25 protein-coding genes are annotated in these 25,471 nt (G+C 41.9%); all 25 read left to right on the forward strand.

Annotated features, from left to right (window positions below; all coding sequences use genetic code 11):
* Positions 1-143 precede the first annotated feature (143 nt).
* Positions 144-434 carry a DUF503 domain-containing protein gene (locus VMW39_00350; GenBank protein ID HUW22472.1) on the forward strand — a complete coding sequence of 97 codons (291 nt, stop codon included), beginning with the start codon at positions 144-146 and terminating at the stop codon, positions 432-434.
* 47 nt (positions 435-481) lie between these two features.
* Complete coding sequence (gene rbfA, locus VMW39_00355; protein ID HUW22473.1) at positions 482-874, forward strand: 30S ribosome-binding factor RbfA; 393 nt, start codon at positions 482-484, stop codon at positions 872-874.
* On the forward strand, positions 831-1,832 hold the full coding sequence (locus tag VMW39_00360; protein HUW22474.1) for a bifunctional oligoribonuclease/PAP phosphatase NrnA: 1,002 nt from the start codon (positions 831-833) through the stop codon (positions 1,830-1,832). Before rbfA ends, VMW39_00360 begins: the two co-directional genes overlap by 44 nt.
* 13 nt (positions 1,833-1,845) lie before the next feature.
* A complete protein-coding gene (truB, locus tag VMW39_00365) occupies positions 1,846-2,745 on the forward strand; it encodes a tRNA pseudouridine(55) synthase TruB (GenBank protein HUW22475.1) in 900 nt (299 codons plus the stop codon).
* A 23-nt stretch (positions 2,746-2,768) separates the two neighbouring features.
* Positions 2,769-3,752, forward strand: a complete 984-nt coding sequence (locus VMW39_00370; protein ID HUW22476.1) for a bifunctional riboflavin kinase/FAD synthetase — start codon at positions 2,769-2,771, stop codon at positions 3,750-3,752.
* 56 nt (positions 3,753-3,808) lie between these two features.
* Positions 3,809-5,128: a sensor domain-containing diguanylate cyclase gene (locus VMW39_00375; protein ID HUW22477.1), complete on the forward strand. Its 1,320-nt coding sequence runs from the start codon at positions 3,809-3,811 to the stop codon at positions 5,126-5,128.
* A 63-nt stretch (positions 5,129-5,191) separates the two neighbouring features.
* Positions 5,192-5,461, forward strand: coding sequence for a 30S ribosomal protein S15 (gene rpsO, locus VMW39_00380; GenBank protein HUW22478.1), 270 nt, complete (start codon positions 5,192-5,194; stop codon positions 5,459-5,461).
* A 23-nt stretch (positions 5,462-5,484) separates the two neighbouring features.
* Positions 5,485-7,677, forward strand: coding sequence for a polyribonucleotide nucleotidyltransferase (gene pnp / locus VMW39_00385; GenBank protein ID HUW22479.1), 2,193 nt, complete (start codon positions 5,485-5,487; stop codon positions 7,675-7,677).
* On the forward strand, positions 7,674-8,162 hold the full coding sequence (locus VMW39_00390; protein HUW22480.1) for a biotin/lipoyl-containing protein: 489 nt from the start codon (positions 7,674-7,676) through the stop codon (positions 8,160-8,162). The genes pnp and VMW39_00390 overlap by 4 nt, the downstream gene beginning before the upstream one ends.
* A gap of 6 nt (positions 8,163-8,168) precedes the next feature.
* On the forward strand, positions 8,169-8,366 hold the full coding sequence (locus VMW39_00395; GenBank protein HUW22481.1) for a winged helix-turn-helix domain-containing protein: 198 nt from the start codon (positions 8,169-8,171) through the stop codon (positions 8,364-8,366).
* A 93-nt stretch (positions 8,367-8,459) separates the two neighbouring features.
* Positions 8,460-9,257 (forward strand): undecaprenyl-diphosphate phosphatase, encoded by a 798-nt coding sequence (locus VMW39_00400; protein ID HUW22482.1) that lies wholly within the window; start codon positions 8,460-8,462, stop codon positions 9,255-9,257.
* A 176-nt stretch (positions 9,258-9,433) separates the two neighbouring features.
* Positions 9,434-11,500: a DNA translocase FtsK 4TM domain-containing protein gene (locus VMW39_00405; protein HUW22483.1), complete on the forward strand. Its 2,067-nt coding sequence runs from the start codon at positions 9,434-9,436 to the stop codon at positions 11,498-11,500.
* On the forward strand, positions 11,487-12,140 hold the full coding sequence (locus VMW39_00410) for an outer membrane lipoprotein carrier protein LolA (GenBank protein HUW22484.1): 654 nt from the start codon (positions 11,487-11,489) through the stop codon (positions 12,138-12,140). Before VMW39_00405 ends, VMW39_00410 begins: the two co-directional genes overlap by 14 nt.
* A gap of 143 nt (positions 12,141-12,283) precedes the next feature.
* Entirely contained in the window at positions 12,284-13,102 is an 819-nt protein-coding gene (locus VMW39_00415) for a RodZ domain-containing protein (GenBank protein ID HUW22485.1), read from the forward strand.
* Positions 13,103-13,741 carry a CDP-diacylglycerol--glycerol-3-phosphate 3-phosphatidyltransferase gene (gene pgsA / locus VMW39_00420; GenBank protein ID HUW22486.1) on the forward strand — a complete coding sequence of 213 codons (639 nt, stop codon included), beginning with the start codon at positions 13,103-13,105 and terminating at the stop codon, positions 13,739-13,741.
* 53 nt (positions 13,742-13,794) lie between these two features.
* Entirely contained in the window at positions 13,795-14,235 is a 441-nt protein-coding gene (locus VMW39_00425; GenBank protein ID HUW22487.1) for a phosphatidylglycerophosphatase A, read from the forward strand.
* A gap of 19 nt (positions 14,236-14,254) precedes the next feature.
* The gene (recA, locus tag VMW39_00430; GenBank protein HUW22488.1) at positions 14,255-15,262 is read left to right on the forward strand and encodes a recombinase RecA; all 1,008 of its coding nucleotides are present in this window, start codon (positions 14,255-14,257) and stop codon (positions 15,260-15,262) included.
* Positions 15,263-15,268: 6 nt separating this feature from the next.
* Complete coding sequence (locus VMW39_00435; GenBank protein ID HUW22489.1) at positions 15,269-15,883, forward strand: MBL fold metallo-hydrolase; 615 nt, start codon at positions 15,269-15,271, stop codon at positions 15,881-15,883.
* The gene (gene xerD, locus VMW39_00440) at positions 15,880-16,779 is read left to right on the forward strand and encodes a site-specific tyrosine recombinase XerD (GenBank protein HUW22490.1); all 900 of its coding nucleotides are present in this window, start codon (positions 15,880-15,882) and stop codon (positions 16,777-16,779) included. The genes VMW39_00435 and xerD overlap by 4 nt, the downstream gene beginning before the upstream one ends.
* Before the next feature lie 233 nt (positions 16,780-17,012).
* Positions 17,013-18,017: a MoxR family ATPase gene (locus tag VMW39_00445; GenBank protein HUW22491.1), complete on the forward strand. Its 1,005-nt coding sequence runs from the start codon at positions 17,013-17,015 to the stop codon at positions 18,015-18,017.
* A gap of 63 nt (positions 18,018-18,080) precedes the next feature.
* Positions 18,081-18,977, forward strand: coding sequence for a DUF58 domain-containing protein (locus VMW39_00450; GenBank protein ID HUW22492.1), 897 nt, complete (start codon positions 18,081-18,083; stop codon positions 18,975-18,977).
* A 3-nt stretch (positions 18,978-18,980) separates the two neighbouring features.
* Entirely contained in the window at positions 18,981-21,161 is a 2,181-nt protein-coding gene (locus tag VMW39_00455) for a BatA and WFA domain-containing protein (protein HUW22493.1), read from the forward strand.
* A gap of 6 nt (positions 21,162-21,167) precedes the next feature.
* Complete coding sequence (locus tag VMW39_00460; GenBank protein HUW22494.1) at positions 21,168-21,938, forward strand: DUF4159 domain-containing protein; 771 nt, start codon at positions 21,168-21,170, stop codon at positions 21,936-21,938.
* A 118-nt stretch (positions 21,939-22,056) separates the two neighbouring features.
* Positions 22,057-24,276, forward strand: coding sequence for a glutamine amidotransferase (locus tag VMW39_00465; protein HUW22495.1), 2,220 nt, complete (start codon positions 22,057-22,059; stop codon positions 24,274-24,276).
* Positions 24,277-24,285: 9 nt separating this feature from the next.
* Positions 24,286-25,471: hypothetical protein (locus VMW39_00470; GenBank protein HUW22496.1), on the forward strand; the 1,186-nt coding region annotated here is incomplete at its 3' end.

The raw sequence follows: 25,471 nt of genomic DNA on the forward strand, positions 1-25,471 counted from the left end.
GCGGTAGAACGAAGCTCTACATCAATGTAGGTAGTGTAGGGTTTTATGCCCGCAATGGTTTTGGTAGTGTAGGGGCTTGTCCCCGTAAAAAATTACGCCCATAAAGGGCTACACTACAGATCCGCGATATATCGGATAAGGAGATGGTCTTTAGCTTAGGACGGATTACTCTATATCTTCGGGAAAAACCGCCCTCTCTCAAGGAGAAGAGAAGAGTGGTTAAAAGCCTTAAGGATAGAATAAGAGCCAGGTTCAATGTTTCCATCTCTGAAGTGGATAACCAAGATTTACGGCACCGTGCTACTTTGGGAATTGCGTTAGTTTGTTCTGACAGGAAACAGGCACAAACAATAAGTGATAGAATAGTTGAATTTATTCGGGAAGCGAAGAAAGCAGAAATTATCGAGCACGATTTTATAATAGAGAACCACTAAACCTCCATTTCTCCTCGTGTTGTCGCTCTCCCTTAATGGTTGGAAAAATGCCTCTTAAAAGACCGAAACGAGTAGCCCATTTAATCCAAAAAGAGATTAGTGAAATCCTTCAAAAGCAGATAAAAAATACCCAATTGGGTTTTGTTACCATAACTGAAGTTAAAGTTACCGATGACTTACAGCATGCTAAAGTTTATTTTACAGTTTATGGTTCAGAGCAGGAAAGAATATCGACGAAAAAAGTACTGAAAAGAAAGACATCTTTTGTGCGTTACCTTGTTGGTCAGAGAATCAGGTTAAGGTATACGCCGGAAATTGTTTTTCAGTACGATGAGACAATTGAACGGGCTACCCGCGTCGATGAGTTAATTAACAAAATCCATCAAGAGAGAAATAATGCAAAAGAGACTCAGGAGAGAAAAAAAGAAGATAATCAATAAGATTCTAAAAGTAATCCGAGAAAACCGTACATTTTTTATCTCTTCTCACATGAAACCAGATGGGGATTCGATAGGTGCACAGTTAGTTCTTGCTTCCTTCTTGAGGCGATTGGGCAAGGATGTTTATATTGCAAATCGAGACCCTGTTCCAGTGATTTACCAATTTTTGTCACATAGTAGCGATATTCACATTGTAGAAAAGGTAGAGAGAAACTTTGATGTGGCTTTTATTTTAGATTGTGGTGACCTCCAAAGAACAGGAAATATAATAGACCTCAAAAACAGGGTAAAAATTATAATTAATATAGACCATCATGTAAACTGTGAACTATTCGGAGATTACAATTACGTCCAACCCCGGGCATCATCTGTTGCCGAAGAACTTTATGATATATTTAAACAGGCTCATTTGGAAATAATTGAGGAGGAGGCACTTGCTCTCTATGTGGGCATTCTCACCGATACAGGTAGATTTCAGGAAGCTAACACTACTCCCCGTTGCCATGAAATTGTCGCTGAACTCATAAGCAAGGGAATCTCCCCACAAGTCGTTAGTCAGAAGGTTTATGAGGCGAGGACTGAACCCGGATTGAAATTACTATCGTTAACTTTAAGTACATTAGAAGTAACCGCTGACGGAAAAATTGCTCTTCTTTTGATTACGCAAGATATGTATAAAAAAACCGGCGCCAGGGAGGATGAGGTTGAGGGATTTGTTAACTTCGCCAGAGAGATGGAAGGGGTGGAAGTGGGAGTTCTTTTCAAAGAAACTGATGTTAGTAACCAGCTTAGAGTTAGTTTCCGTTCGAAGGGCAAGATAGACGTGAGTAAGATTGCCAGGTTATTTGGTGGGGGCGGTCATAGGAATGCTGCTGGGTGTGCAATTCAAGGGGCTGTGGAAGAAGTTAAACAGAAAGTCTTAAAAGCTATCTCCCAGGAGGCAGATAATACTGGATGAGCTAAAGGATGGCATTCTTAATATTGATAAGCCAAAGGGCTTGACTTCTTTTGCTGTAGTTCAGGAAGTGAAAACGTTCCTTTCAGTGAGAAAAGCAGGCCATGCTGGAACACTCGATCCCCAGGCAGAAGGGGTTCTTCTTATTCTTTTAGGTGAGGCAACTAAAATTTCCGCATACTTGATGAGGCTGGAGAAAGAATACGAAGCGACGATGGTTTTAGGAGTCAGTACCTCCACTCAGGATGAACAAGGCGAAATTTTGAGAAGGATTGAACCAAAAAAAATAGAGTTAAGAGAGTTAAATAAGGTTTTTGATAAATTCTTGGGAATACAAGAACAGATTCCTCCTATGGTTTCAGCCAAAAGATACCATGGGAAAAGGTTATACCAGCTCTTTCGCCAGGGAAATGTAATTGAACGAACTCCTCAGAAAGTGGAGATTAAAAAATTGGAACTTTTATCTTACGATATGCCTAAAGTTAAGTTTCGCACCATTTGCTCTTCTGGCACCTATGTGCGCACTTTATGCCATGACATAGGAGAGGCTTTAGGTTGCGGAGCCTATATGTCGCATCTGGTGCGGATGCGGGTAGGTAACTTCAAATTGAGCGATGCTCCTTCCTGGGAAAGGAAGGAGTTATTTCACCAGAAAATTCAATCTATTTCAGAAGCATTATCCGACTTTCCCAGTATTGTAGTTACCCGCAGGATGGCTCGCGGAATTGGAATGGGTAGACAGATAAAAAGCTCAGAAATTATAAATGTTTCTCTGTCTCCTTCAGAAATTGCTAATACCCATGGGACATTCAAAGTATCCGATGAAGACGGAAATTTGATAGCCCTGGCTAAAGGAGAGCCTGCATCTGGGGAGAGAGAGTTTAAGTTATTGAGAGTGTTTAATCCAGAGATATAGGGAAAGAAGGCTTATATAAGAAAATGGAAGTCATAGAAAGACTATACAAATTAAGGAGAAAGTTTAAAAGTAGTGTGGTCGCCCTGGGAACATTTGACGGAGTCCATTGCGGCCATCAACAGGTTATTAAGACTACGCAGGATGTAGCCCGGAGGCAAGGTAAGACCTCAGTGGTGGTGACTTTCCAACCACTTCCGCGGGCGATAATAGGAAAAGAAAGAGAGAAAGTCGGATTAATTACAACACTGGAACAAAAGGAAGAGATAATCAGAAATCTGGGCATCGACGCGATGCTGGTTATCCACTTTAATCGCAAACTTGCCCAGGTAGAACCAGAAGAATTCGTTAAAAAAGTCATTTATCAAAGAATAGGTGCAGGAAGAGTGGTTGTAGGTCCTGGTTTCCGTTTTGGAAAGAACCGCCTGGGAAATGTGGCGTTACTCAAACGACTGGGAAGGAAGTATGGTTTTGAAGTGACTATTGTTGGTAAAGTCAAAATAGGTAATATCAAAGTAAGTTCCAGTAAGATTCGTCAATTGCTCTGGCAGGGTAAAATAGAGATAGCAGGCCGCCTGTTGGGAAAATATTATAGCATTAGCGGGAGAGTGAAGAAAGGAAGCGGCAGAGGAAAGGAGCTATCTTTTCCCACGGCAAATTTAGATATTTCTGGAGATGTCATTTTACCTCAGGGAGTCTATGCTGTTCTGGTTAGTCTTAAAGGAAAAAAGCACATGGGAGTTGCCAATATTGGCACCCGTCCTACATTCTCTCCTGGCCTTCAATTTTTCCCTCGGAAAGTAACCAGAAAATATATTCGCCCGATAGTGGAAGTATATATTTTCAATTTTAAAGGAAACCTCTACCGGCAAAAGCTGGAAATCTTTCTCATAAAAAGAATAAGGAAAGAAATGAAATTCCCCACTCCCGAGAAGTTGATGAACCGAATAAAGAAAGATATCCAATTTACAAAAAAGCTACGGCCAGAACTCTCTCTGTTTAAAAGATAGAGGAAAGCTTTCTGGGTGTTTGACAAAGGTGGATTAAAATGGTATAATTTAAAACTATGGATAAACAGAAGAAAAAAAATATCATAATTATTGGAGGAGGGAGAAGAGGAATAGCAATTATCGAAGCATTACATGAAGATGAGGAATTGCGAATTGCGGGTATTGCTGATCGGAATCAAAATTCTAGTGGAATGGAATTGGCCAAGAAGCTAGGGATTCCTACGGCGGGAGATTTTCGCGATTTGCTTAAAGAGAAGAAAATAGATGCTATCCTAAACCTGAGTGATGACCCGGAAGTAGATAAACAACTCCAGAGGATAGGTCAATCTTCAAATATCGAAGTTATGAAGGGTCCTGTAACAGGCCTTCTCTGGGACCACCTTAGAGAAAAAAAGGCCTTAGCTGAATTTGAACGGCTCAGTAAAATGACAGACCCTTCTATAGGATTGGAAGAGCTATACATTTTAATTATGAATTCCTGTATTAAAGGGACCAAGGCGGATGCAGGCTCCCTTTTCATTTTTGATGAGAAATGCAAAGAATTGTCGCTAAAGACAGCCTGGGGTTTGGATGAAAAGATAATTGGACTAATTAAGAAAAAGGAAAAAGAGAAACTCCAGTTATGGAAAGAGCAAAAATTGCCTCAGCCCATAATCAACAGGGAAGAAGATGAGTCCCTCTCGGAAAATTTTAAGGGGGTTCCGGAGATAGAAACAGGAATGTGTATTCCATTGATTGGAAGAGAAGAGAAGTTGATTGGGCTTATAACCTTACATAGTAAGAAAAAGAACCACCATTTCTTAGATGAGGAGAAAAGGTTGTTTTCTACTTTTGCCAACTATTCAGCGCAAGCTATTGAAAATACTATGCTGTATAAGTCTACAGAACATCTCTCCATAACCGATGGTTTAACAGGCTTATATAACCATAGACACTTCCATGAGCAATTGGAAGTGGAGGTAAAACGCGCCCAGAGATACGACCTGAATCTCTCATTAATTATGATTGATCTCGACCGTTTTAAGAAATTTAACGATAGTTATGGACATTTACAGGGAGATACCTTACTGAGAAAAATAGCGCAAATTCTAAAGAATTCTCTAAGAGAAACAGACTTCGTAGCCAGATATGGTGGCGAAGAATTTGTAGTGATTCTTCCGGAAACTAACAAAGAAGGAGCCTCTGTTGCAGCAGAAAGGGTAAGAAAAACAATAAACGAGCAGACTTTTGGAGAAGTTGGGGCAAAAATGACTGTAAGTCTGGGAGTGGCATCCTATCCTGACGATGCCTGTCTGAGGACTGATTTAATCAAGAAGGCAGACGAGGCTCTTTATCGAGCTAAAAGGGAGGGTCGCAACCGGACCTGTTCGGCCTGATTCTATAAAATAGATAATGGTCAGGATGGTCCCGATGAAATCGGGACGAATAAGGAGGGGAAAATGACGTTAACAGATGATAAAAAGAAAGATATCGTAAAGAAATTTCGCATCAACGAAAAAGACACTGGCTCTGCAGTAGTTCAAATTGCTTTAATGACCGAGAGAATTAATGATCTGACAGACCACTTCAAAACTCACAGTAAAGACCACCATTCTCGGCAGGGTCTTTTAAAGCTTGTGGGGAAGAGAAGGAAACTATTAAACTACTTGAAGGTTAATGATTTGAAGAAATATCGAGAGGTTATCAGTAAATTGAAATTGAGAAAATAATTTTTCTCAAGGGAGGATTAACTATGGCTGGAAAAGTAGAGACGGAAATTGCAGAACGATTATTAACTATTGAGACAGGAGACCTGGCAAAGCAGGCTGCTGGTTCGGCACTGGTTAGATATGGAGAAACTGTTATTTTAGCCACTGCCACAGTAGCGTCTGAGCCAAAAGAAGGGCTGAGTTTCTTTCCGTTCACGGTAGATTACAGAGAAAGAACTTATGCTGCTGGTAAAATTCCTGGAGGATTCTTCAAGAGAGAAGGAAGGCCGCGCGAGAACGAGGTGGTAACTTCCCGACTAGTGGATAGACCTTTAAGACCTCTTTTTGACAAAAACTTTCTGAACGAAATTCAAGTAATGATTACCGTCTTATCTTCCGACCAGGAAAACGATGCCGATGTTCCCTCAATCATTGGTGCTAGTTGTGCAGTAAGTCTTTCGGGGTTACCTTTTGCTGGGCCTATTGGTGCAGTAAAGGTGGGAAGGGTTGAGGAAAAGTTCATCATTAATCCCACCTTCGCTCAACTGGAGGAGAGTAGTCTCAATTTGGTTGTTGCCGGCACCAGAAACACAGTAACCATGCTGGAAGGATGGGGAAAGGAAGTACCAGAAGAAGTCTTGCAGGAAGCGGTCAAACTGGCTCATAAAGTTATAATAGAAACAATAGACTTACAGGAAAAGTTAATAAAGCAATTTGGGAAGCCCAAAATTGAACTTCCTGGAAAAGAGGAACCCCCCATAAATGAAGAACTGAAGAAGGAATTCTATCGCCTTCTCCCATATGCCCAGAGGAAGGCAATTCCTGCAAATTTAGAACTGACAATTCGGATTATTGAGTTCTGCCAGGGAAAGGTAGAAGAAGCACTGAGAATTAGCGACAAACTTGAAAGAGAGAAGAGAATCAGTGAAATCGTCTCTGAGACTATTGATAATCTTTCCAAAGATTATCCTGAACAAGAGAAAACCATCGGAGATACCATTGACCAGGTTCAACGTAATTATTTAAGGCGATTAGTCCTGGAAGAGAATAAGCGAATAGATGGACGGAAAACAGACGAAGTTCGTCCAATTACCTGTGCCGTAGGCGTCCTGCCACGAACCCATGGTTCTGGCTTATTCACCCGTGGACAAACGCAAGCTTTGGTAACCACTACACTGGGCACATCCCGGGATATGCAAATTATGGACGAATTGGAAAGAGAATATAAGAAGCGATTTATGCTCCACTACAATTTTCCACCTTTCAGCACCGGAGAGGTGAAGCCCGCCCGGGGTCCCGGACGACGGGAAATTGGACATGGGGTGCTGGCTGAGATGGCATTATCTCCGGTGTTACCTTCTGAGGAAGAGTTCCCTTACACTATAAGAATCGTCGCTGATATTTTAGAATCTAATGGTTCTTCTTCTATGGCTTCTGTTTGTGGTGGAACACTCTCTCTAATGGATGCGGGAGTGCCTATTACTACGCCTGTAGCTGGAATAGCAATGGGTCTGATTAAAGAAGGGGAAAGAGCTGTCCTGTTAACTGATATACTTGGTATGGAAGATTTTCTTGGCGATATGGATTTTAAAGTTGCCGGTTCCAAAAAAGGGGTCACCGCAGTGCAGTTAGATAGTAAGACTGACGAGATTACACCAGAAATTATGGCTAAAGCTTTGGAACAATCGAGGAAAGCTCGGCTGTTTATTCTAGAGAAGATGCAGGAAAAAATAGAAGCTCCTCGTAAAGAAATCTCACCATTAGCACCTAAGATTTTGATAATAGAAATCAATCCTGACAAAATCAGAGAAGTAATCGGTCCGGGAGGTAAAATCGTTAACAAAATTCAAAATGAGACAGGAACTAAATTGGATATAGGACAAGACGGCGTGATTATCATTACCGCAGATACTCGAGAAGCTGCCAATGCGGCCAAGGAAATGGTGGAATACTTTACTGCTGACGTTGAAGTGGGGAAAATATACAAAGGTAAAGTAACACGCATCAAGGACTTCGGCGCCTTCGTTGAAGTTTTACCGGGAAAAGAAGGACTGGTGCATATCTCTCAGTTAGATGACAGGCGCGTCAACAAGGTAAGTGATGTTGTAAAGGAAGGGCAAGAAATTTTAGTAAAGTGTATGGAAATTGACCATGAGGGTAGGGTCAATCTCAGTCGTAAGGCTGTATTAAAAGAGAAAGAGTTTTCTGGAGGGAAACAGGGAGAAGATATTAAATGAGTAAAATCAAACCGAAGAAAAAAGGCAACGGCTCCAGTGATCTTTCTCAGCTTTTCCGAATTTATAATTTTATGGTTCACCAGGATCTCAGTGAACTGAATTGGGAAGAGAAAGAATTTAAAATTATGATAAGACGCGAATTTGGCTCTGGTATCTCCTTCAGGCGCTACGGAAAGGAATCGAGAAGTAAGGTATTGGAAAAAGAAGCTTCGGCGCCTGCCGAGCAAATTGAACAGGATACAATTATCATAAAATCGCCAATTGTAGGTATTTTTTATTCTTCTCCCGCACCGGAAGCCCCGCATTTTGTCGAAGAAGGTGATATAGTTTCGGTGGGTGAGACGGTGTGCATCGTTGAGGCAATGAAGCTGATGAATGAAATTCAGACAGAGACAAAATGCAAAATACTGAAAGTATTAGTTTCCGATAATCAGAACATTCAAGTGAACGAGCCATTGTTTCTGGTATTGCCTATAATGGAGTAAATTCATATGAGCAAACAGATTGGGCTCCTTGCTGGAAAAATCTGGAATTTTTTGAATGCCAAAGGTGAAGTTCCGGTTCTGGTGTTGAAGACCAGACTGGGAGTACCTAACAGCTTACTCTACTTAGCATTGGGGTGGTTAATACGAGAGGAGAAGATATACATCAAAAAGGAAACGAAGGATTACCGGGTAGGGCTGCACTGATGTTCACTATTCTCCTCTATATACTTCCCCTCAATTGCCTCGTCTTTTTCTACGGCGAAAATAAAATAACTATCCCCGCCTGGAAGGATGAAAATGAGTCTGACGAGGGCTGTTATACTCGGGTTAGTTCAGGGTATAACAGAATTTTTGCCTATCTCCAGTAGTGCTCATCTAACATATTTCCAGAAGTATCTAGGTATAGATAAACCGCAACTTTCCTTTACTGTATTCTTACACTTCGCCACGCTGTTAGCAATCCTTCTCTTCTTTAGAAAAGATTTATGGGAAATATTGAAAGGTTTCCGAAACATAAAGGGGCCAAAGACCAATCCTTCCACACGAATTCTTTTTCTTCTGGTTATCGGTTCATTGCCTATAGCTATTTTGGGAATACTTCTTAAAGATAAAATAGAATCTCTTTTTTCCAATATTGAATTAGTCAGTTTGTTTCTTATCTTAACCGGAATACTTCTCTACTTTGGTAACCGGATAAGAAACGTTCATAAGGGTGTCCTGGAGACAGGAATAGCAGATGCATTGATAATTGGCACAGCTCAGGCTTTTGCAATTCTGCCGGGTATCTCACGTTCAGGGGTCACTATCATTTTTGCGCTATTTTGTGGTCTACAACGGAAATGGGCAGTAAAGTACTCCTTTTTCCTTGCCGTGCCGGCAATTTTGGGAGCTACCCTCATTGAACTCCCCAGCATCTTATCCCTGGTTAACTTCTCCACACTGACTTTTTATATAGCTGGAGCGCTTGCAGCTCTTTTTTCTGGATATTGGTCACTCAGAGTAGTGTTGAGGTTTGTACAAAAAAGCAGACTTCACTATTTTGCTTATTATTGCGTAACGTTAGGACTTATTGTTTTGTTCCTTCACATCTGGTAGCCGCTCCGACCAGTCGGAGCGATTTATACGCAGACTGAAGTCTGCTACTCCACGTTATTTGGAGTAGCGAAACTTGTTTCGCGTTAACGCAGAGCAAGCTCTGCTACTCCTTTAGAAAAATCTTGACTTTGTGAACAAAAAAAAGTAAACTTTCTTCGAGGACAAGAGGTTATAAAGTGAAGATAATAAGCAAGACAAAAGAGGAAAGGAACGAAATCGCTGGCATTGCACTCCTTACACTCTCTCTGCTTATATTGTTGAGTCTGGTCTCCTATCAGATGGGGCGTTGTATTGTGGGCGCTTTGGGAAGATATTTGGCTCTTTCCCTAATAGCCGCCTTCGGATGGGGGGCATATTTCCTTCCCTGCTCTATTGGATACTGGGGATGGAAGACCTTTCAAAAAGGAAAAAAAATAAAAGGTATCTGGGTTAAACTCTCTGGCTTGGGGTTTTTGCTATTGGCTTTTTGCAGTTTTTTGAACCTCTTGGGGAGGCAAACGAGATTGGGTGGAACAGCGGGTGACTTCGTTTCTGACTCCCTCCTGGTTCCTGCTTTTGGAGAAACAGGCACTTATCTTATTGTATTGACTGTATTCCTCATTTCTATACAATTAGTAACCGAAACATCTATTATTCAATTTCTGCAGACCTTAAGAAAGACGGTTCAGGTAGTTCGAGCTAGACCTCCGGGAATAAAGCACCTGATCTCCACCCCAGAGGTAAAACCTGATTCCTATAGGAAAGTCTCTCCTCAGGTGAAAGCCGAGTCTGTTTCCCCAGTTTCCCCTTTAGGTGCACTCACTTTCGAACTTCCTTCCATAGAGCTCCTTGATGACCCACCGCGAACAGATCTCGTCCAGAGGGAGGAAGAATTGAAAAATAACGCCGAGGTCTTGGAAAAGACACTCAAGAATTTTGGCATCTCGGCAAAGGTATCCCAGATTCATCCAGGACCTGTAATTACGCGTTATGAACTGGAACTGGCTCCAGGAATAAAAGTTAGTAGTGTGAAGAGTTTATCTAACGATCTCGCTTTGACGTTACGGACACAGAGCATAAGAATACTGGCTCCCATTCCAGGAAAGGCTGCTGTCGGCATAGAAATCCCCAATCAGAGTATGGCATTGGTATGTTTAAAAGAACTTCTCCAATCTCCCGAGTTCAAGAAAAGTGCCTCTTTCCTTTCCCTTGCCTTAGGTAAGACGGTAGCTGGAAAGACATACATTGCTGATTTGAACCAGATGCCTCACCTCCTGATTGCCGGAGCTACGGGTTCAGGTAAGACGGTATCGATCAATACAATAATCCTGTCCATTCTGTATAAAGCCAGGCCTGAGGAGGTTAAATTTCTCTTAATTGACCCAAAAATGGTAGAATTGCCGATTTATAATGGCATTCCCCACTTGAAAAGTCCTGTGGTTACTAACGTAAAGCACGCTGTAGCAGCGTTGAAATGGATTGTTGGCGAAATGGAAAACCGTTATCGAAGGTTCGCTGCTACCGGGACTCGTGATATATTCGAGTACAACCAAAAGTTTAAAGAAGAAGGGAAGAAAATACCTTTTATAGTTATTATTATTGATGAACTTGCTGACCTGATGGCTACAGCTCCCAATCAAATTGAGCAAGTGATAATCCGCTTAGCCCAAATGTCCAGAGCAGTGGGAATCCATCTTGTTCTGGCCACACAACGGCCTTCCGTAAATGTAATCACGGGCATTATTAAGGCAAATCTTCCGGCGCGCCTCGCCTTTGAGGTGATTTCTAAGGTAGATTCCCGGACAATTTTGGATATGAACGGAGCGGAAAACCTCTTGGGACGCGGGGATATGCTCTTTCTCGCTCCAGGAGAGGCAAAACCAATACGCCTGCAAGGAGCATTCATAAGTGGAGAGGAGATAAACAGGGTTGTAACCTTTATTAAACAACAGGGAGAGGCGACCTATTCTCAAGACTTATTCCATTTGACAAAGATCTCAGAAGAGAAAGAAGAAGAAGAAGAGGACCAGGAAATCAGGAAATTATTCAAGCAGGCTCTGAGATTGACCCTGGAAAGGAGACAGGCATCCACTTCCCTATTCAAGGGAGCATTACATATTAGCGACGGAAAAGCAACAAATCTTATAAGCTTAATGGAGACCAAAGGGTTCGTTGGTCCTCAGCAGGGTTCTAAACCTCGCCAGATATTTTTAGATAAAATTGAACAGTTCTGGCAAAAGATAGAGAAGGATGAAGATAACTAAAATAGGTCTGGTTTTTCTCTCTTTGACTTTTCTGATTTCTAGTGAGGGCTTTTCTCAAAAGGAGACAATTTCCTATATTCTGAAAAAATTGGAGAGGGAAAGGAAAAAGATAGAAACGGGGAGTTTCGACTTCCGACAAAAAATACTGATAAGAGCTACTCTGGAAGAAAAACTAATTACAGGTTCAATAAAATTTAAAGTTCCCGATAAACTATATGCTGAGTACATTCGACCTTATCCACAAATCATTGTAAGCAATGGCAAAAAGGTCTGGTTCTATTTGCCTGACTATAACCAGGTTTCCATCCAGTCTGTTGGCAGATTGGAAGAGTTAATGGGATTAAATTTAGGTCTCTTCTTTTGGGCAAGTAGGATTGGAGAGTTGGAGAATTATAGAAAAGAGGTAGTAGAAGAAAAAAGTGAAAGTTGTAAGATTAAATTGGTTCCAGAAACTGGGAATGGAGTAGAGATAATTCTGACAATTTCTAAACAAGATTGGTTGCCAGTGGAAACAGAAGTTAGCGATAGTTATACAGTGGTTTTCACTCGTCTGGAAAACATCGTAAAGAATCCTGAAGTAAATAATGAAATTTTTGAGTTTAAAATACCTTTAGAAGCACAAGTATTCGAATCCCCATAGTGGGCATTGTAGCCACAGAGCGAAGCTCTATATTGTAGGGGCGACACTCTGTGGTCGCCCAAAGGAAGGGACGGCACGGAGTCCGTCCCCTACAGGGAAGCTCCGATTAATCGGAGCGGCTACAAAAATAAACAGGAACAGAAATGGCAGAAAATATTGGTAAACGACTCCAGGAAGCTCGTCGGCGCAAAGAAATTAGCTTACAGCAAGTTTCAGAAGAGACGAAAATAAGCAAGGAGTACCTGAAAGCCTTGGAAAAAGAAGAATACGGTCTCTTTCCAGCAAAGGTTTATGTAGTCTCATTTATCAGAAGTTATGCTCGCTATCTGGGGCTGGACGCTGAAGTGCTTGTCCATATTTATAAGAGAGAGCATTCCGGACGAAAAGACAAAATGGGTCTCAATCCTGAATTTCCTATTGTGGTGAGTCAGGGTGGAGGAGAGAAATCGAAACTTAAAGGAGGGATTACTGCATTTCGATTTACTAAGAAGGGTCTCATTCCATTTATCTTGGCTACAGGAGTGATTGTGGGGGTGGGTCTTTTGGTGATTTTTTATCTTTACTCAGCTTTATGGCAACTCTCTCCGCAGGTGAAAGCAGGAACAAATGTCTCCACTAATATTCCCCAAAATATTTCTGTGATAGCGGAAATAAATGACAAGACCTGGCTACGAGTAGTTGGGGATGGAGTGGTCTCTTTTGAAGGAATACTGTTTCCTGGTGAAAATAGAAGATGGATGGCAGAAAATGGAATGAATGTTCGCATTGGAAACGTGGATGGTGTCAAACTATATGTAAATGGGGAAGAGGTAGAGACTATTTCTGGAAATTTAGGACGGGTTAATGAGTTGGTTTTCACCAGGTTAAAGGGAAAAGATTTGATTAAGATGGAACAGAGATGGTCTCAACAAGGGGAAGAAATGGAGCCAGTGGAAAACGAATTGCAAAAAGAGGAAAGATAAATGAATTTAGCCAACAAACTTACTATGGGAAGAATTATTGCTATTCCATTTTTCATACTGTTTATGTTTATAGGCAATATTTATACCCGGGTAGCAGCTCTTCTAATTTTCATTCTGGCGGCACTCACCGATATGTACGATGGGATTATTGCTCGCCATCGAGAGGAAGTCACTAATTTCGGAAAGTTCATAGATCCCCTTGCTGATAAATTGATAGTTTCTGCTGCTTTCATTTCTTTCGTTCAGTTAAGGGAGCTGGCAATACCTGCCTGGATGGTTATCCTTGTGATCAGTCGCGAATTTATAATAACAGGATTGAGAAGTGTAGCGGCGTCCAGGGGAACAATAATTTCAGCTTCCCTTTCCGGAAAATTTAAGACGACCTCACAAATGGTAGTCATTATCACTCTTCTGCTAATCTTGATTGTCAATGCTGTGTTGAAGAATTATTGGCACACCACTCCTTTGGAATTACAGGCTTTTCTGGGTTGGAAAAGAGTGCTTGGATATATTTTAGATAGAGCTCCTTATTGGTTGATGCTTGTGGTTACGATTTTGACCGTGATTTCAGGATTTAATTACATTTTCAAAAATAAACAGCTACTTTTTGAAGAGATAAGCATTAAAACCACAAGATAAACCCAGTTAGCAAAAGATATAACATCTTTACATTATAGGGTAAAGAAGAAAAGATGAATTGGGTTATTAGATTTTTAGCGACAGGATTTTTTGTTGGCTATTCGCCATTTGCTCCAGGGACAATGGGAACACTGGTAGCATTTCTGCTTTATGCTATTTTACCTACAACCATTCCCTTCTACTGGATGCTCATTTTATGCTTAATTATTGGCGGAACAATGATTTCTCACCAGGCAGAAAATATCATAGGCGAAGTCGATTCTCCTAAAATAGTTATTGATGAGATATGTGGATACTTTATCGCTATGGCCTTTTTGCCCAAAACGCTTGGCTTGATGGTTGTAGGATTTATTATCTATCGGCTTCTGGATGTAATCAAGGTATATCCGATGAAGAAGTTAGAAATGCTTGCCGGAGGCCTAGGGATAATGCTTGATGATGTTTGTGCGGGCATAATAACTAATATTATTTTACACATAATTCACACACTATAAGAGAGAAAGGAGGAAAAAAATGGGAAAAGATGAGAAAGTAAAAGCTTTGGAGGCAGCAGTATCCCAGATTGAAAAACAGTTCGGGAAAGGAACAATAATGAGGTTGGGTGATGAGGCTTATAAGGGGGAAGTGGGAGTGATTCCCACTGGCTCCCTAGCATTAGATGTAGCTTTAGGGGTGGGAGGAGTGCCTAGAGGAAGAGTGGTGGAAATCTTCGGTCCGGAAGGGGGAGGAAAAACCACTCTCTCTCTCCAGATAATTGCCAATGCTCAAAGAATGGGAGGGACAGCTGCTTTCGTAGATGCCGAGCACGCCATGGACCCAGCCTATGCCGGCAAGTTGGGAGTGGACATCGAAAACCTCCTAATTTCCCAGCCCGATAACGGCGAGCAGGCTCTGGAGATTACTGAGACTCTGGTTCGTAGCGGAGCTATCGATGTAATTGTAATTGATAGTGTAGCTGCTCTGGTGCCCAGGGCAGAAATCGAGGGTCAAATGGGCGACGCGCAGATGGGCTTACAGGCCAGGTTGATGTCCCAGGCTCTCAGGAAACTTACCTCTTGTATATCTAAATCTAATACCAGTGTAATCTTTATTAATCAAATAAGAGAAAAGATAGGTGTGATGTTTGGCAATCCAGAGACGACTCCAGGAGGAAGAGCATTGAAGTTCTATTCTTCTGTTAGACTGGACATTCGTCGTATAGGCGCTATTAAGGCGGGAGAGGTACATATAGGTAACCGCATAAGAGTTAAGGTAGCCAAAAATAAGGTGGCTCCACCTTTCCGGAAGGCAGAGTTCGATATGATGTATAATGAGGGTATCTCCAGAGAAGGTTCCATTTTGGATGTTGCGCTGGAAAATAACCTGATTGAGAAGAGTGGAACCTGGTTTTCTTACAAAAGAAACAGAATCGGACAGGGAAGAGAAAATGCCAAGTCTTACCTGAAGGAAAACCCAGAAATCACCCAGGAAATCGATAACATTCTAAGAGAAAAGCTACTTAGCTCGAAAGAAGAATCTTAATAGAACATGCTAAAGATATTCACAGTTGGCCCCATGGAGGCCAATTGTTATATTCTTTATAATCCTGATAAAAGAGAAGGATTGATTATTGACCCTGGTGCAGAAGGGTCGCATTTAATTAAATTTATTAAACAAGAAAAAATATCCATTAACTACATCATTAATACTCACGGACATCCAGACCACATAGGTGCCAACCGAAAGATCAAAGAGCATACTAATGCTCCAATCTTGATTCATCAATACGACGCTCCCATGCTTGCAAAAAGCGGGAGCGTTCTTTCTCTCATCTTTCCTGTAGAATCCTCCTCACCTCCGGCGGACACTTTCATAAAAGACGGGGATTTAATTGAATGTGCGGGAATGAAGTTGAAGGTTCTCCATACTCCCGGACATACGCCGGGAGGAATCTCTCTTTTGATAGATGATTCCATCTTTACTGGTGACACGCTGTTTTCAGGTTCGATTGGCCGAAGCGACTTGCCCGGCGGTTCTCCAGAGGTACTTTTAAATTCAATAAAGAAGATTTTGTCCTTGGATGAAAATTTAATTGTATACCCTGGACATGGTCCAGCGACCACCGTTAGTCAGGAACTCCACAGTAACCCCTTTATAACATGAAAAATTCCGAGCTTCTTGACGAATTTATCAACTACATAGATGTGGAAAAAGGTCTGTCAAAAAATACAAAGTTGGCTTACCACAGAGACCTCTCGCAGTATCTCGCATATTTGGAAGAGAATCGCAAAATTGCCACTCGCATCACCCATAGTGACCTTATGGAGTTCTTACTGATTAAAAGGAGATATCTATCGCCTTCCTCGTTAGCCAGGGTAATAACTTCAATTAAGATGTTTCATCGTTTCCTAGTATCAGATAACTATTGTAAAATGGATCCCACTCAGAACTTAGATTCCCCGCACCTCGGCATGAGACTACCCAAAGTGTTGACTTTTGCCGAAGTGGAAACATTGCTCAACGTTCCTCCTGATACCCCTGTAGGAATCAGAGACAAGGCAATGATGGAACTTCTCTATGCCACGGGAATGAGGGTCTCAGAAATTATCAATCTTAAACTGGAAGACGTTAATCTTAGATTGGGCTATTTGCGTTGCCTTGGCAAACGGGGGAAAGAGCGCATTGTTCCCGTCGGTTCTGAGGCGATTAAGTTCATAAACATCTATCTGAAAAAGGTAAGGTCTGCCCATAAAGCACTCTCCAAACCGTCTGCACGGCAGCCGAAGAGTCTCTTTTTAAATCCCTCAGGCAGAAAACTTTCTCGTGTGGGATTCTGGAAGATAATTAAGAGATACGCTATTCTTTCCGGAATAACTAAAGAGATAACACCCCACACCTTGAGGCACTCTTTTGCCACCCATCTCTTAGAACGGGGTGCTGATCTGCGTTCAATTCAGGAGATGTTGGGACATGAAAATATCTCCACCACCCAGATATATACCCACCTAACCCGCGAACGTTTGAAAGACCTCCACAAAAAATTCCATCCTCGGGGTTAAGGTAGTGTAACCCTTTATGAGCGTAATCTTTACCGAGATAAGTCCCTACGCTACCAAAACCATTACGGGCATAAAGCCCTACACTACCAAATCATTATTCGTAGTGTAGCCCTTTATGGGCGTAATTCTTACGGGCATAAAGCCCTACACTACCTATATGGAACAAAATTCGTCTTGAAAAGACGGGAGAAATGGGTTATAATACTAAAAAAGAGTTTTAAAGGAGGAATTTTATGGTTAGACCAGAGGGAAAAGAAGATTTGAAGTTAGTAGAGAAGTTAGCTCAGGGACGGAAATCGATTCTGGAACAACTCCATAAGATAATTGTGGGGCAGGATGAGGTGATTGAACAGCTCCTGATTGCTCTTTTTGCCCGAGGTCACTGTCTGATTGTAGGCGTGCCTGGTCTGGCTAAGACAATGTTGATCTCTACGATTGCCGAGATTCTCGATTTGAAATTCCAGAGAATCCAATTTACCCCAGATCTTATGCCCTCTGATATCACGGGAACAGATGTGATTGAAGAGAATATTTCCACAGGAAAGAGAAGTTTCCGTTTCATCAAGGGACCCATCTTTGCTAACATAGTCTTGGCAGACGAGATTAATCGTACTCCTCCCAAAACACAATCTGCTCTCCTGCAGGCTATGCAAGAGTATAAGGTTACTGCCAGTGGAAATACTTACCCTTTAGAACTTCCCTTCTTCGTCTTAGCTACCCAGAATCCCATTGAGCAGGAAGGGACATATCCCTTGCCCGAAGCCCAGCTTGACCGATTCTTCTTTGAGGTGAATATCGACTACCCTAAGTATGAAGAGGAGAAGGAGATTGTCACTAAAACCACCTCCACTTTCCAGGCGAAATTAATAAAAACTCTTAATGCTAAAGAGATAATCCATCTACAGGAGATTGTGCGAAAAGTCCCGGCTTCCGAGTATGTTGTTAACTATGCAGTAAATTTGGTGACAGCTACCCGACCATCTTCATCCCAAGCTCCGGAATTCATCAAAAGGTGGGTCAGTTGGGGAGCGAGCCCCAGGGGTTCACAAAACTTAATCTTAGGAGGAAAGGCAAGGGCAATCCTTAATGGTCGCTTCAATGCCTCGGTAGAAGACATCAAGGCCTTAGCTCACCCTGTCTTACGCCATCGTATCCTACTTAATTTTAATGCAGAGGCTGAAGGCGTGCGCACCGATCAAGTAATAGATAGACTACTGGAAACAGTTCGGGAAACTTGAGTCTGGAAGCAACAAGGTTTCACAGAAGAAAAAAGTACCTGTCCCCTTTTTTGAGAGGTAAAAATGGAACAACCAAAGAGAGGTTACATCGACCCTTTAATTGTGGCTAAACTTTCCACCATGCTTCTCAAAGCAAGATTTGTGGTTGAGGGATTTATTGCCGGACTACACCAGAGCCCCTACAGGGGTTTTAGTCTCGAGTTCGCCCAGCACAGGGAATACTCACCAGGAGATGAAACCAGACATGTAGATTGGAAAGTCTATGGGCGAAAAGACAAATACTTCGTCAAACAGTATCAGGAAGAGACAAACCTGAAGGGATATATTCTCCTTGATAGAAGCGCCTCTATGGGATATAAGAGTAAGGAAATAACTAAGCTCCAGTATGGCTCTTATTTAGCAGCCTCATTAGCCTTCTTGATGCTCAGACAGCAGGACTCGGTGGGACTGGCCACTTTCGATGAGAGGATTAAAAAATATATTCCTCCCCGCCAGAGCAAGGGGCACCTTTCGCTAATCTTAGACGAGCTGGAGAAACTGGTTCCATCTTCCCAAACAGGAATAAACCGCTCTCTTCAGGAACTGGGACAATATACCAAACGACGGGGATTGATTATTCTGATTTCCGACCTCCTGGATGAACAAGAAAAGGTTCTGAATGCTCTGAAGTACTTCCGGTTTAAGAAACACGAAGTAATCGTTTTTCATCTCCTCGATCCCGCCGAGCTGGAACTTCCCTTTACCAACGTCCTCTGGCTGGAAGATATGGAGAATGGAAAGAGAGTTCTAACCCATCCAAAAATCATCCGGGAGAAGTATAAAGATGTAATAAAAGAATTCGTGGAAACGTACAAGTTAAGTTGTTTAAGAAGCGATATAGATTATTGTCTTATGGACACAAAAACTCCTCTCGATTTCGCATTAGGAGCATACCTTGCCAGGAGAAAAATGTTAAGGTGAGAGATGAACATAACATTTTTAAATCCATCGTTCCTGTGGGGATTACCAGTAGTTTCCATTCCCATACTTATCCATCTCTTCTCTAGAAGAAGACCAATAACTTCCCAATTTTCTTCTGTTAAGTTTATTCAATTAGCCTCCACCACAGTAATCAGACGGTTTAAATTGAAACAGCTAATCTTACTTATATTGAGGTCTCTTATTCTTCTCCTGTTAACTCTTCTTTTCGCCAGGCCTGTGGTGAGGAGAATGCCTCTGTTTGCCCAGGCAGAAGGGGTCTCACGGTCCAGTGTAATTCTCATCGACAACTCTTATTCTATGGGATATGTGGAAGAAGGAGAATCCCGCTTCGCTCTAGCCAAGAAAGTGGCCAGACGTATTCTGAAAATGACCAAAAGAGGTGACCGCGCAGCACTCTTTTTAATTTCCGATGAGGTGAAGCCTTTAGTCTCTTATCTCACTGACGACAAGCAGATTCTCTGGGAGAGATTGGAGGAAGGCTCCTTGAGTTTCCGTCCTACGAATCTCTTCCCGGGCATCTCTCAGGCATATAAAATTCTCCAGGAGTCCGGTTCACCAAATAGAGAGATTATCCTGATTGCAGATTTGGGAATTAACGGATGGCAGGGAATTGACGGAAAGAGTATAAAAGAATTCGACCCGGAAGTGAAGTTTATTATTATCGATTTAAATAGGGAATCGCTTTCCAATGTCGCTGTAGCAAAAGTCGATTGTCGCCGACTGACTATGGGAGAGACTTCCCAGATATCAATTAAAATAAGAAATTATTCTAAAGAAAAAATTTCCCGTCTATTTGTTTCAGTTTTCCTGGAGCCGCAAAGCAAGTTTCAAATTGACAGAGAAACTGGAGAGAAAGTAGGCCAGGGCTTTGTAGATTTAAAAGGGGGAAGAAAAGCCAGTAAAGATTTCTTCTACAATTTCCCTCGAGAAGGAACTTATCTGGGGAAAGTAGAGATTCAGGAAGACAGTCTCCCTTCTGACGATAGATTCTACTTTAAAGCAGAGGCCTTAGAGAAAATTAAGGTGCTCCTGATTGATGGCCATCCGGGAATTTCCTCTTTTTCCAGTGAGACATTCTATTTAACACTCAGCCTTTCACCGACCACCTCCGAAGTTTCCCCTATACAGTCACCGTTAGTGGTGAAGGTGGTCACGCTAGATGGATTTCCCCAAGAGAAATTAGATGATTTTTCTGTAATCTTCCTGGCTAATGTGGGAAAAGTTACCAGTTCCTTAAGGGAGAGACTCACAAATTTTGTCCGGGAAGGAGGGGGAGTCGTCTTTTCCCTGGGTGATAACGTGAATGCCCAAGAATATAATCTTAATTTTGACAACCTCCTGCCAGCTGAGTTGGTGGAAGTTAAAGGAAAATCTAAAGGAGAAAGAGAATTCAAAGCGATTGATTTTCAAGACTTTACTCACCCAATCTTACAGGTTTTTGCCCAAGGGAAAGAGGGAGATTTAACCCGAACAAGATTCTACCAATACTTCGCCACTCAGGTTAAACCTTCAGCAAAGGTGGTTCTCGGTCTTGCAGATGGACTACCTTTACTTATCGAGGGAGAACTGCCGTATCCCGGGGCAGGGAAGGTGTTACTGTTCACCTCTACTTTAGATCGAGACTGGAATAACTTGCCCACCAAGCCAGTCTTTTTACCTTTAATCCAACAGATGGTTCGCTACCTAGCTCTCTCTACTTTAAGGGAAGAACCTTGGGGAACTTTTCTTGTTGGCGAGGAAATAAGATATAAACTGGGCCCAGGAGAATTACCTCCATCTGTAGAAATAATCGGTCCTCAGGGAAAAAAGTTTTCAGTGATTCCCGTCCAGAAGAGAGATTTCTCTGGTATAGAATTTGGCCCTGTGGAGGTGCCTGGTATCTATCAGCTCTCATACATAACGGATGGAAAATGGAATAATAAATATCTACCGCTTAACCTCAATATAGAAAGCAATGAGTCTGACCTGGCCAAAATGGGAACCAGGGAAATAAGAAAACTTTTTCTCGCCACACCTATTAAAATAATCGATGACTTGACTAATTTAGAAAAGGAGATTCTACAACTCCTCTATGGAAAGGAAATATCCAAAAATTTAATCTTTCTTTTAGTGGGGTTCCTATTTTTAGAGGTTTTTCTGGCAAATCCGCGGGGAAAGAGGTAATTTGTGATGGGACATGGGAAGTTTGGCTCGCTACTCGTCATAGGTATAGTTATTTGTAATTTGATTGCCAGTCCTCTTCCAGCCGAACAGAGGGACAGGTTTGTGTTCAGCCAATTGCGTTATAAAGGAGGAGACTGGGATCCCTATCCTACAGCATATAAGGAAATTCTCCATTACCTGACGACAACTACCAGTGTGAGGGCTCAAACAGCAAGAAGAGAGTTATCATTGAGTGATCCGGAACTTTTTTTCTCTCCTTTTCTGTATATGAGCGGCAAGGAGGAATTTGCTCCCTTCACTGCACAAGAAATAGAGAATCTTAGGCGTTATTTGTCCTGTGGAGGCCTACTGTTAATTGACGATGCTTCGGGAGGGAGAGATCTCGGATTCAACAGGGCAGTGCTGAGGGAAATGGAGAAGTTCTTCCCTGAAGGGAAGCTAAAAAGGATTCCCCCAGACCATGCTGTTTTTCGTTCATTCTATCTATCGCCCAGGGTTGTTGGCCGAAGGGTAGGAAATCCTTATCTGGAAGGCATCGATATTGATGGTCAAACAGTGGTAATCTACTCCCAGAATGACCTGGGAGGAGCCTGGGTTAGAGATAGATTAGGGAACTGGCTTTACGAATGTGTTCCCGGGGGAGAATTGCAAAGATTGGAAGCAATGAAACTCTTTTTAAACGTCATTATCTATTCTTTAACTGGCACATATAAGAAGGATACTATTCATCAACCCTATATTCAACAGAAACTCAAAACTCGGAGGACAGCACCGTAAACGGAGTTTTTGGTAGCGTAGGGGCGACCTTTATGGTCGCCCAAGGGCTTGTCCCCGTAAAAATTACGCCCATAAAGGGCTACACTACGATTACGCTTTGCTGAGAGGAAGGCTAACTGTGGGAACTCTCCATTTTTCTTTAGACCCTAATAGACTGTGGCTGGTAATAGCCACTATTCTCGTCTTAGTAGTTCTCTTATACTGGAATTTCAAATGGATAGGGAAAAGGAAAGGTCTATTTTTTATGTTGAGGCTATCAATCTATCTCCTTCTCATATTTCTTCTCTTTGAGCCAGTAAGAACTATAGAAGAAGAGCCGGATGAGGAAGCAAGCGTCGCTTTTTTGATAGATACCTCAAGCAGCATGGGAGTGAAGGATCCTATTTCCCGGTTCTCTCTGGTCAAAGAATTTCTGAAAGGTCCTTTGCTTGAAGGATTAAAAGAGAAATACAATCTCCTCTTTTTTACTTTCGCTTCCACCTTCAGGCGAGCTACAGCAGAGGAAATCCTGCAGTCGATTCCTCAAGGAAAATCGACTGATATTGGACAGGCTTTGGATGGCTTAGAAGAAGAACTTCGTGGCCAGAGACTGGCGGGAATTTTCCTCGTTACAGACGGGGCTCATAATGCAGGAAGAGATCCCCGTCTGGCAACTGAAAGGATTCCTGCCTCTATCTTTTCCGTGGGCGTGGGGAATCCCCGGGAATTCAAGGATTTGCAAATTTCCGAAGTTCAAGTTAGCGATTTTGTCTTCAAGAATACTCCCACAGATATAGGGGTAAACATAAGAAGTTATGGATTTGAAAATAAGGAGATATCGGTTATTTTAAAGAAAGAGACGGAAATACTCCAGACAAAGAAAGTTCGCATGCCCGAAGATGGGAAAGAGGTCTCTTTGAGTTTGCGCTTCACTCCCCGCTCGATAGGTTCTTTCCACTATACGATTTCCGTTCCCTCTTATAGAGGTGAAATCTCCTTTGTCAATAACAGAAAAGATTTCACTCTCCAGGTACTTCGGGATAAAATTAGAATTCTCTACATCTGTGGGCAACCAAGCTGGGAATATAAATTTTTAAGGACTGCTTTGAAGAACGACCCGAGCATAGAACTTGTCTCTTTTATAATCCTGCGTAATCCCGAAAATATCTCTATAGTGCCGGAAAATCAGCTTTCCTTGATTCCCTTTCCTACAACAGAAATATTTACTAAACAGATATTCAACTTCGATTTACTTATATTTGAAAATTTTACCTATACCCGCTTTGGGATTCCCAGAGAGTACCTGGAGAACATTCGGAAATTTGTTGTGGAAGCAGGGGGAGGCTTTCTGATGATAGGTGGAGACAACTCCTTTGCCCGGGGAAGATATAAAGGGACGCCGGTTGAAGAGATATTGCCGGTGGAAATGGAGGAGGTAAAAGGAAACATTATTATAGACGGTAAGTTCAAAATGTTAACCAGAGAAGCCACGCATCCAATTCTGAGATTATCCGATAACCCGGGAGAGAATAGCCAGATATGGGCAAGGATGCCGGAGTTGGATGGTTGCAATCGTCTATTAAAAGCAAAGCCTGATGCCATTGTTTTAGGAGTCCATCCTTTAATTAAGAATAAGTACGGAAATCTGGTAATACTTGCTGTTTGGGAAAAAGGTAAAGGGAGGGTAATGAGTGTGGCTTCCAATAGTACCTGGAGATGGAGCTTTCAGGCTCGGGGGAGAGGCGGCACAGGTGCCTATTATGAACGGTTTTGGCATCAGGCTGTTCACTGGTTAGTGAAATCTCCCCAACTAAAACTCGTCCATCTAAATACAGACAAGAAAACCTATGCAAAAGGGGAAGAGATCCTTTTATCTGTCAGGGTGTTTAACAAATACTATAGGCCCAGTGAACATGCCCGGGTGTATGTAGAATTGGTAGACCCCTCAGGAAAGAGGATTGATTTAGGAAGCATCTCACCAACAGATAGACTTGGTGAATATGGAACTAATTATTTAGCCGAGAGAGAAGGAAAGTATACATTTACTGCCACAGCCTGGGAAGGCTCGAAGGTTCTCGGCAGGGATACTGCTTTCTGTAAAGTGGCCATTCCTTCTCTGGAGTGGGAAAATGCGCAACTGAACGAACCACTTTTGAGAGAACTCTCAGATTTAACTAAGGGAAAATATTTCCATATTAGTAGTATTGAATCGGAAGAAATCATTTTACCTGAAGTAAGGGAGACTACTCCTGTAGTGAAGAGAGTAGTAGCTGTGTGGAACAATCCTTTTATCTTTCTTCTTCTGTGTATATTGTTAGGTATAGAATGGTATATTCGTAGGAGAAGCGGGATGATGTAAGAGGAGAAAATGGTCGATGCCTATTTCCAATTGATTAGAATAATTGGTAAGGTCAAAAGATGGATAAGAATCAAAAGTTTAATTGAGGGGATTCTTTTGTCCTTTTCCATTCTTCTGGGATTGGTAATAGTTTTTAGCATTTTAGACTATTCAATTTCGTTTAATTCCAGGGTGCGCCTCTATTTTCTTATAGGTCTTATTCTTTCCATTATTATTCTGTTAGTAAAATTTATTGTTATTCCTTTACTTTCCCCTTTAACCGAGAATAAGATTGCCCTCAAAATTCAGAAAAGGTACCCCGCCTTAAGAGACGATTTGATAAATTCTATACAGCTCTTTCCCATAGCAAGCTTGAGAGATGAAGTCTATGTATCTAAAGCACTGATTGGTGAACTTATTAGAAGGACTTCCCAAAAGGTGAGAATCGTTAACCCTTTTGAGGTAGAAGATATAAAGCGTCTTAAGAAATTTTTCTTTACAAGTCTTTCAGTTTCTCTCATCTTCTCTTTTCTTCTTTTCTTTCCACCGCGTATTCTTCCCTTTTCACTTCCCCGGCTTTTGAGGCCCTTGGATTATGAACAGGTGAATCGGTTACTGCAGGTTACTCCAGGGAACGTAGAAGTGTTACATGACGAAAGTCAGAAGATTGGAGTGGAGATTTTCCAGAGAGGGGGAACTCCTTACTTAATCTATAAGATTTCCGGAGGTAACTGGCAAAGAGCCAAAATGCTTAAAGAAGCATACCCAGAAGGAGAAACTCGTAAGTTCTCTTATAAATTCTCGAAGATTACTCAACCAATCGATTATTTTATTAAGTGGAAAGATTTGCGTACTCAGACTTACTCTATCAGTGTAGTCATCCTTCCGGAAGTGGGAGACGTTTCTGTCAAATACATCTATCCTTCCTATACAGGATTGCCTGAGTTGAAGGTGGAGAAGACCAGCGGGGACCTTGAGGCACTACTGGGAACTCAAGTGCAAATGACTTTGAAGGCTAATAAGCCCATAAGGAAAGGATTCCTTCTAACCGATGATGGAAAGAGACTACCCCTCAAAATTGAGAAAGATTTGTACTTGGAAGGGGGTTTAGTTCTCACTGGCGAGAGAGTCTACTGGGTGGAAGTGGAAGACACTCAGGGTTATACGAATCCCAGTCCAATCAAGCACTACATAAAGACGCTTCTTGACAATCCCC

This window comes from bacterium (assembly GCA_035530055.1).
GTDB lineage: Bacteria > UBA6262 > WVXT01 > WVXT01 > WVXT01 > WVXT01.

Coding starts and splice junctions, on each gene's coding strand:
- VMW39_00350 (HUW22472.1), top strand. CDS start 144: ATGGTCTTTAGCTTAGGACGGATTACTCTATATCTTCGGGAAAAACCG.
- rbfA (HUW22473.1), top strand. CDS start 482: ATGCCTCTTAAAAGACCGAAACGAGTAGCCCATTTAATCCAAAAAGAG.
- VMW39_00360 (HUW22474.1), top strand. CDS start 831: ATGCAAAAGAGACTCAGGAGAGAAAAAAAGAAGATAATCAATAAGATT.
- VMW39_00370 (HUW22476.1), top strand. CDS start 2,769: ATGGAAGTCATAGAAAGACTATACAAATTAAGGAGAAAGTTTAAAAGT.
- VMW39_00375 (HUW22477.1), top strand. CDS start 3,809: ATGGATAAACAGAAGAAAAAAAATATCATAATTATTGGAGGAGGGAGA.
- rpsO (HUW22478.1), top strand. CDS start 5,192: ATGACGTTAACAGATGATAAAAAGAAAGATATCGTAAAGAAATTTCGC.
- pnp (HUW22479.1), top strand. CDS start 5,485: ATGGCTGGAAAAGTAGAGACGGAAATTGCAGAACGATTATTAACTATT.
- VMW39_00390 (HUW22480.1), top strand. CDS start 7,674: ATGAGTAAAATCAAACCGAAGAAAAAAGGCAACGGCTCCAGTGATCTT.
- VMW39_00395 (HUW22481.1), top strand. CDS start 8,169: ATGAGCAAACAGATTGGGCTCCTTGCTGGAAAAATCTGGAATTTTTTG.
- VMW39_00400 (HUW22482.1), top strand. CDS start 8,460: ATGAGTCTGACGAGGGCTGTTATACTCGGGTTAGTTCAGGGTATAACA.
- VMW39_00410 (HUW22484.1), top strand. CDS start 11,487: ATGAAGATAACTAAAATAGGTCTGGTTTTTCTCTCTTTGACTTTTCTG.
- VMW39_00415 (HUW22485.1), top strand. CDS start 12,284: ATGGCAGAAAATATTGGTAAACGACTCCAGGAAGCTCGTCGGCGCAAA.
- pgsA (HUW22486.1), top strand. CDS start 13,103: ATGAATTTAGCCAACAAACTTACTATGGGAAGAATTATTGCTATTCCA.
- VMW39_00425 (HUW22487.1), top strand. CDS start 13,795: ATGAATTGGGTTATTAGATTTTTAGCGACAGGATTTTTTGTTGGCTAT.
- recA (HUW22488.1), top strand. CDS start 14,255: ATGGGAAAAGATGAGAAAGTAAAAGCTTTGGAGGCAGCAGTATCCCAG.
- VMW39_00435 (HUW22489.1), top strand. CDS start 15,269: ATGCTAAAGATATTCACAGTTGGCCCCATGGAGGCCAATTGTTATATT.
- xerD (HUW22490.1), top strand. CDS start 15,880: ATGAAAAATTCCGAGCTTCTTGACGAATTTATCAACTACATAGATGTG.
- VMW39_00445 (HUW22491.1), top strand. CDS start 17,013: ATGGTTAGACCAGAGGGAAAAGAAGATTTGAAGTTAGTAGAGAAGTTA.
- VMW39_00450 (HUW22492.1), top strand. CDS start 18,081: ATGGAACAACCAAAGAGAGGTTACATCGACCCTTTAATTGTGGCTAAA.
- VMW39_00455 (HUW22493.1), top strand. CDS start 18,981: ATGAACATAACATTTTTAAATCCATCGTTCCTGTGGGGATTACCAGTA.
- VMW39_00460 (HUW22494.1), top strand. CDS start 21,168: ATGGGACATGGGAAGTTTGGCTCGCTACTCGTCATAGGTATAGTTATT.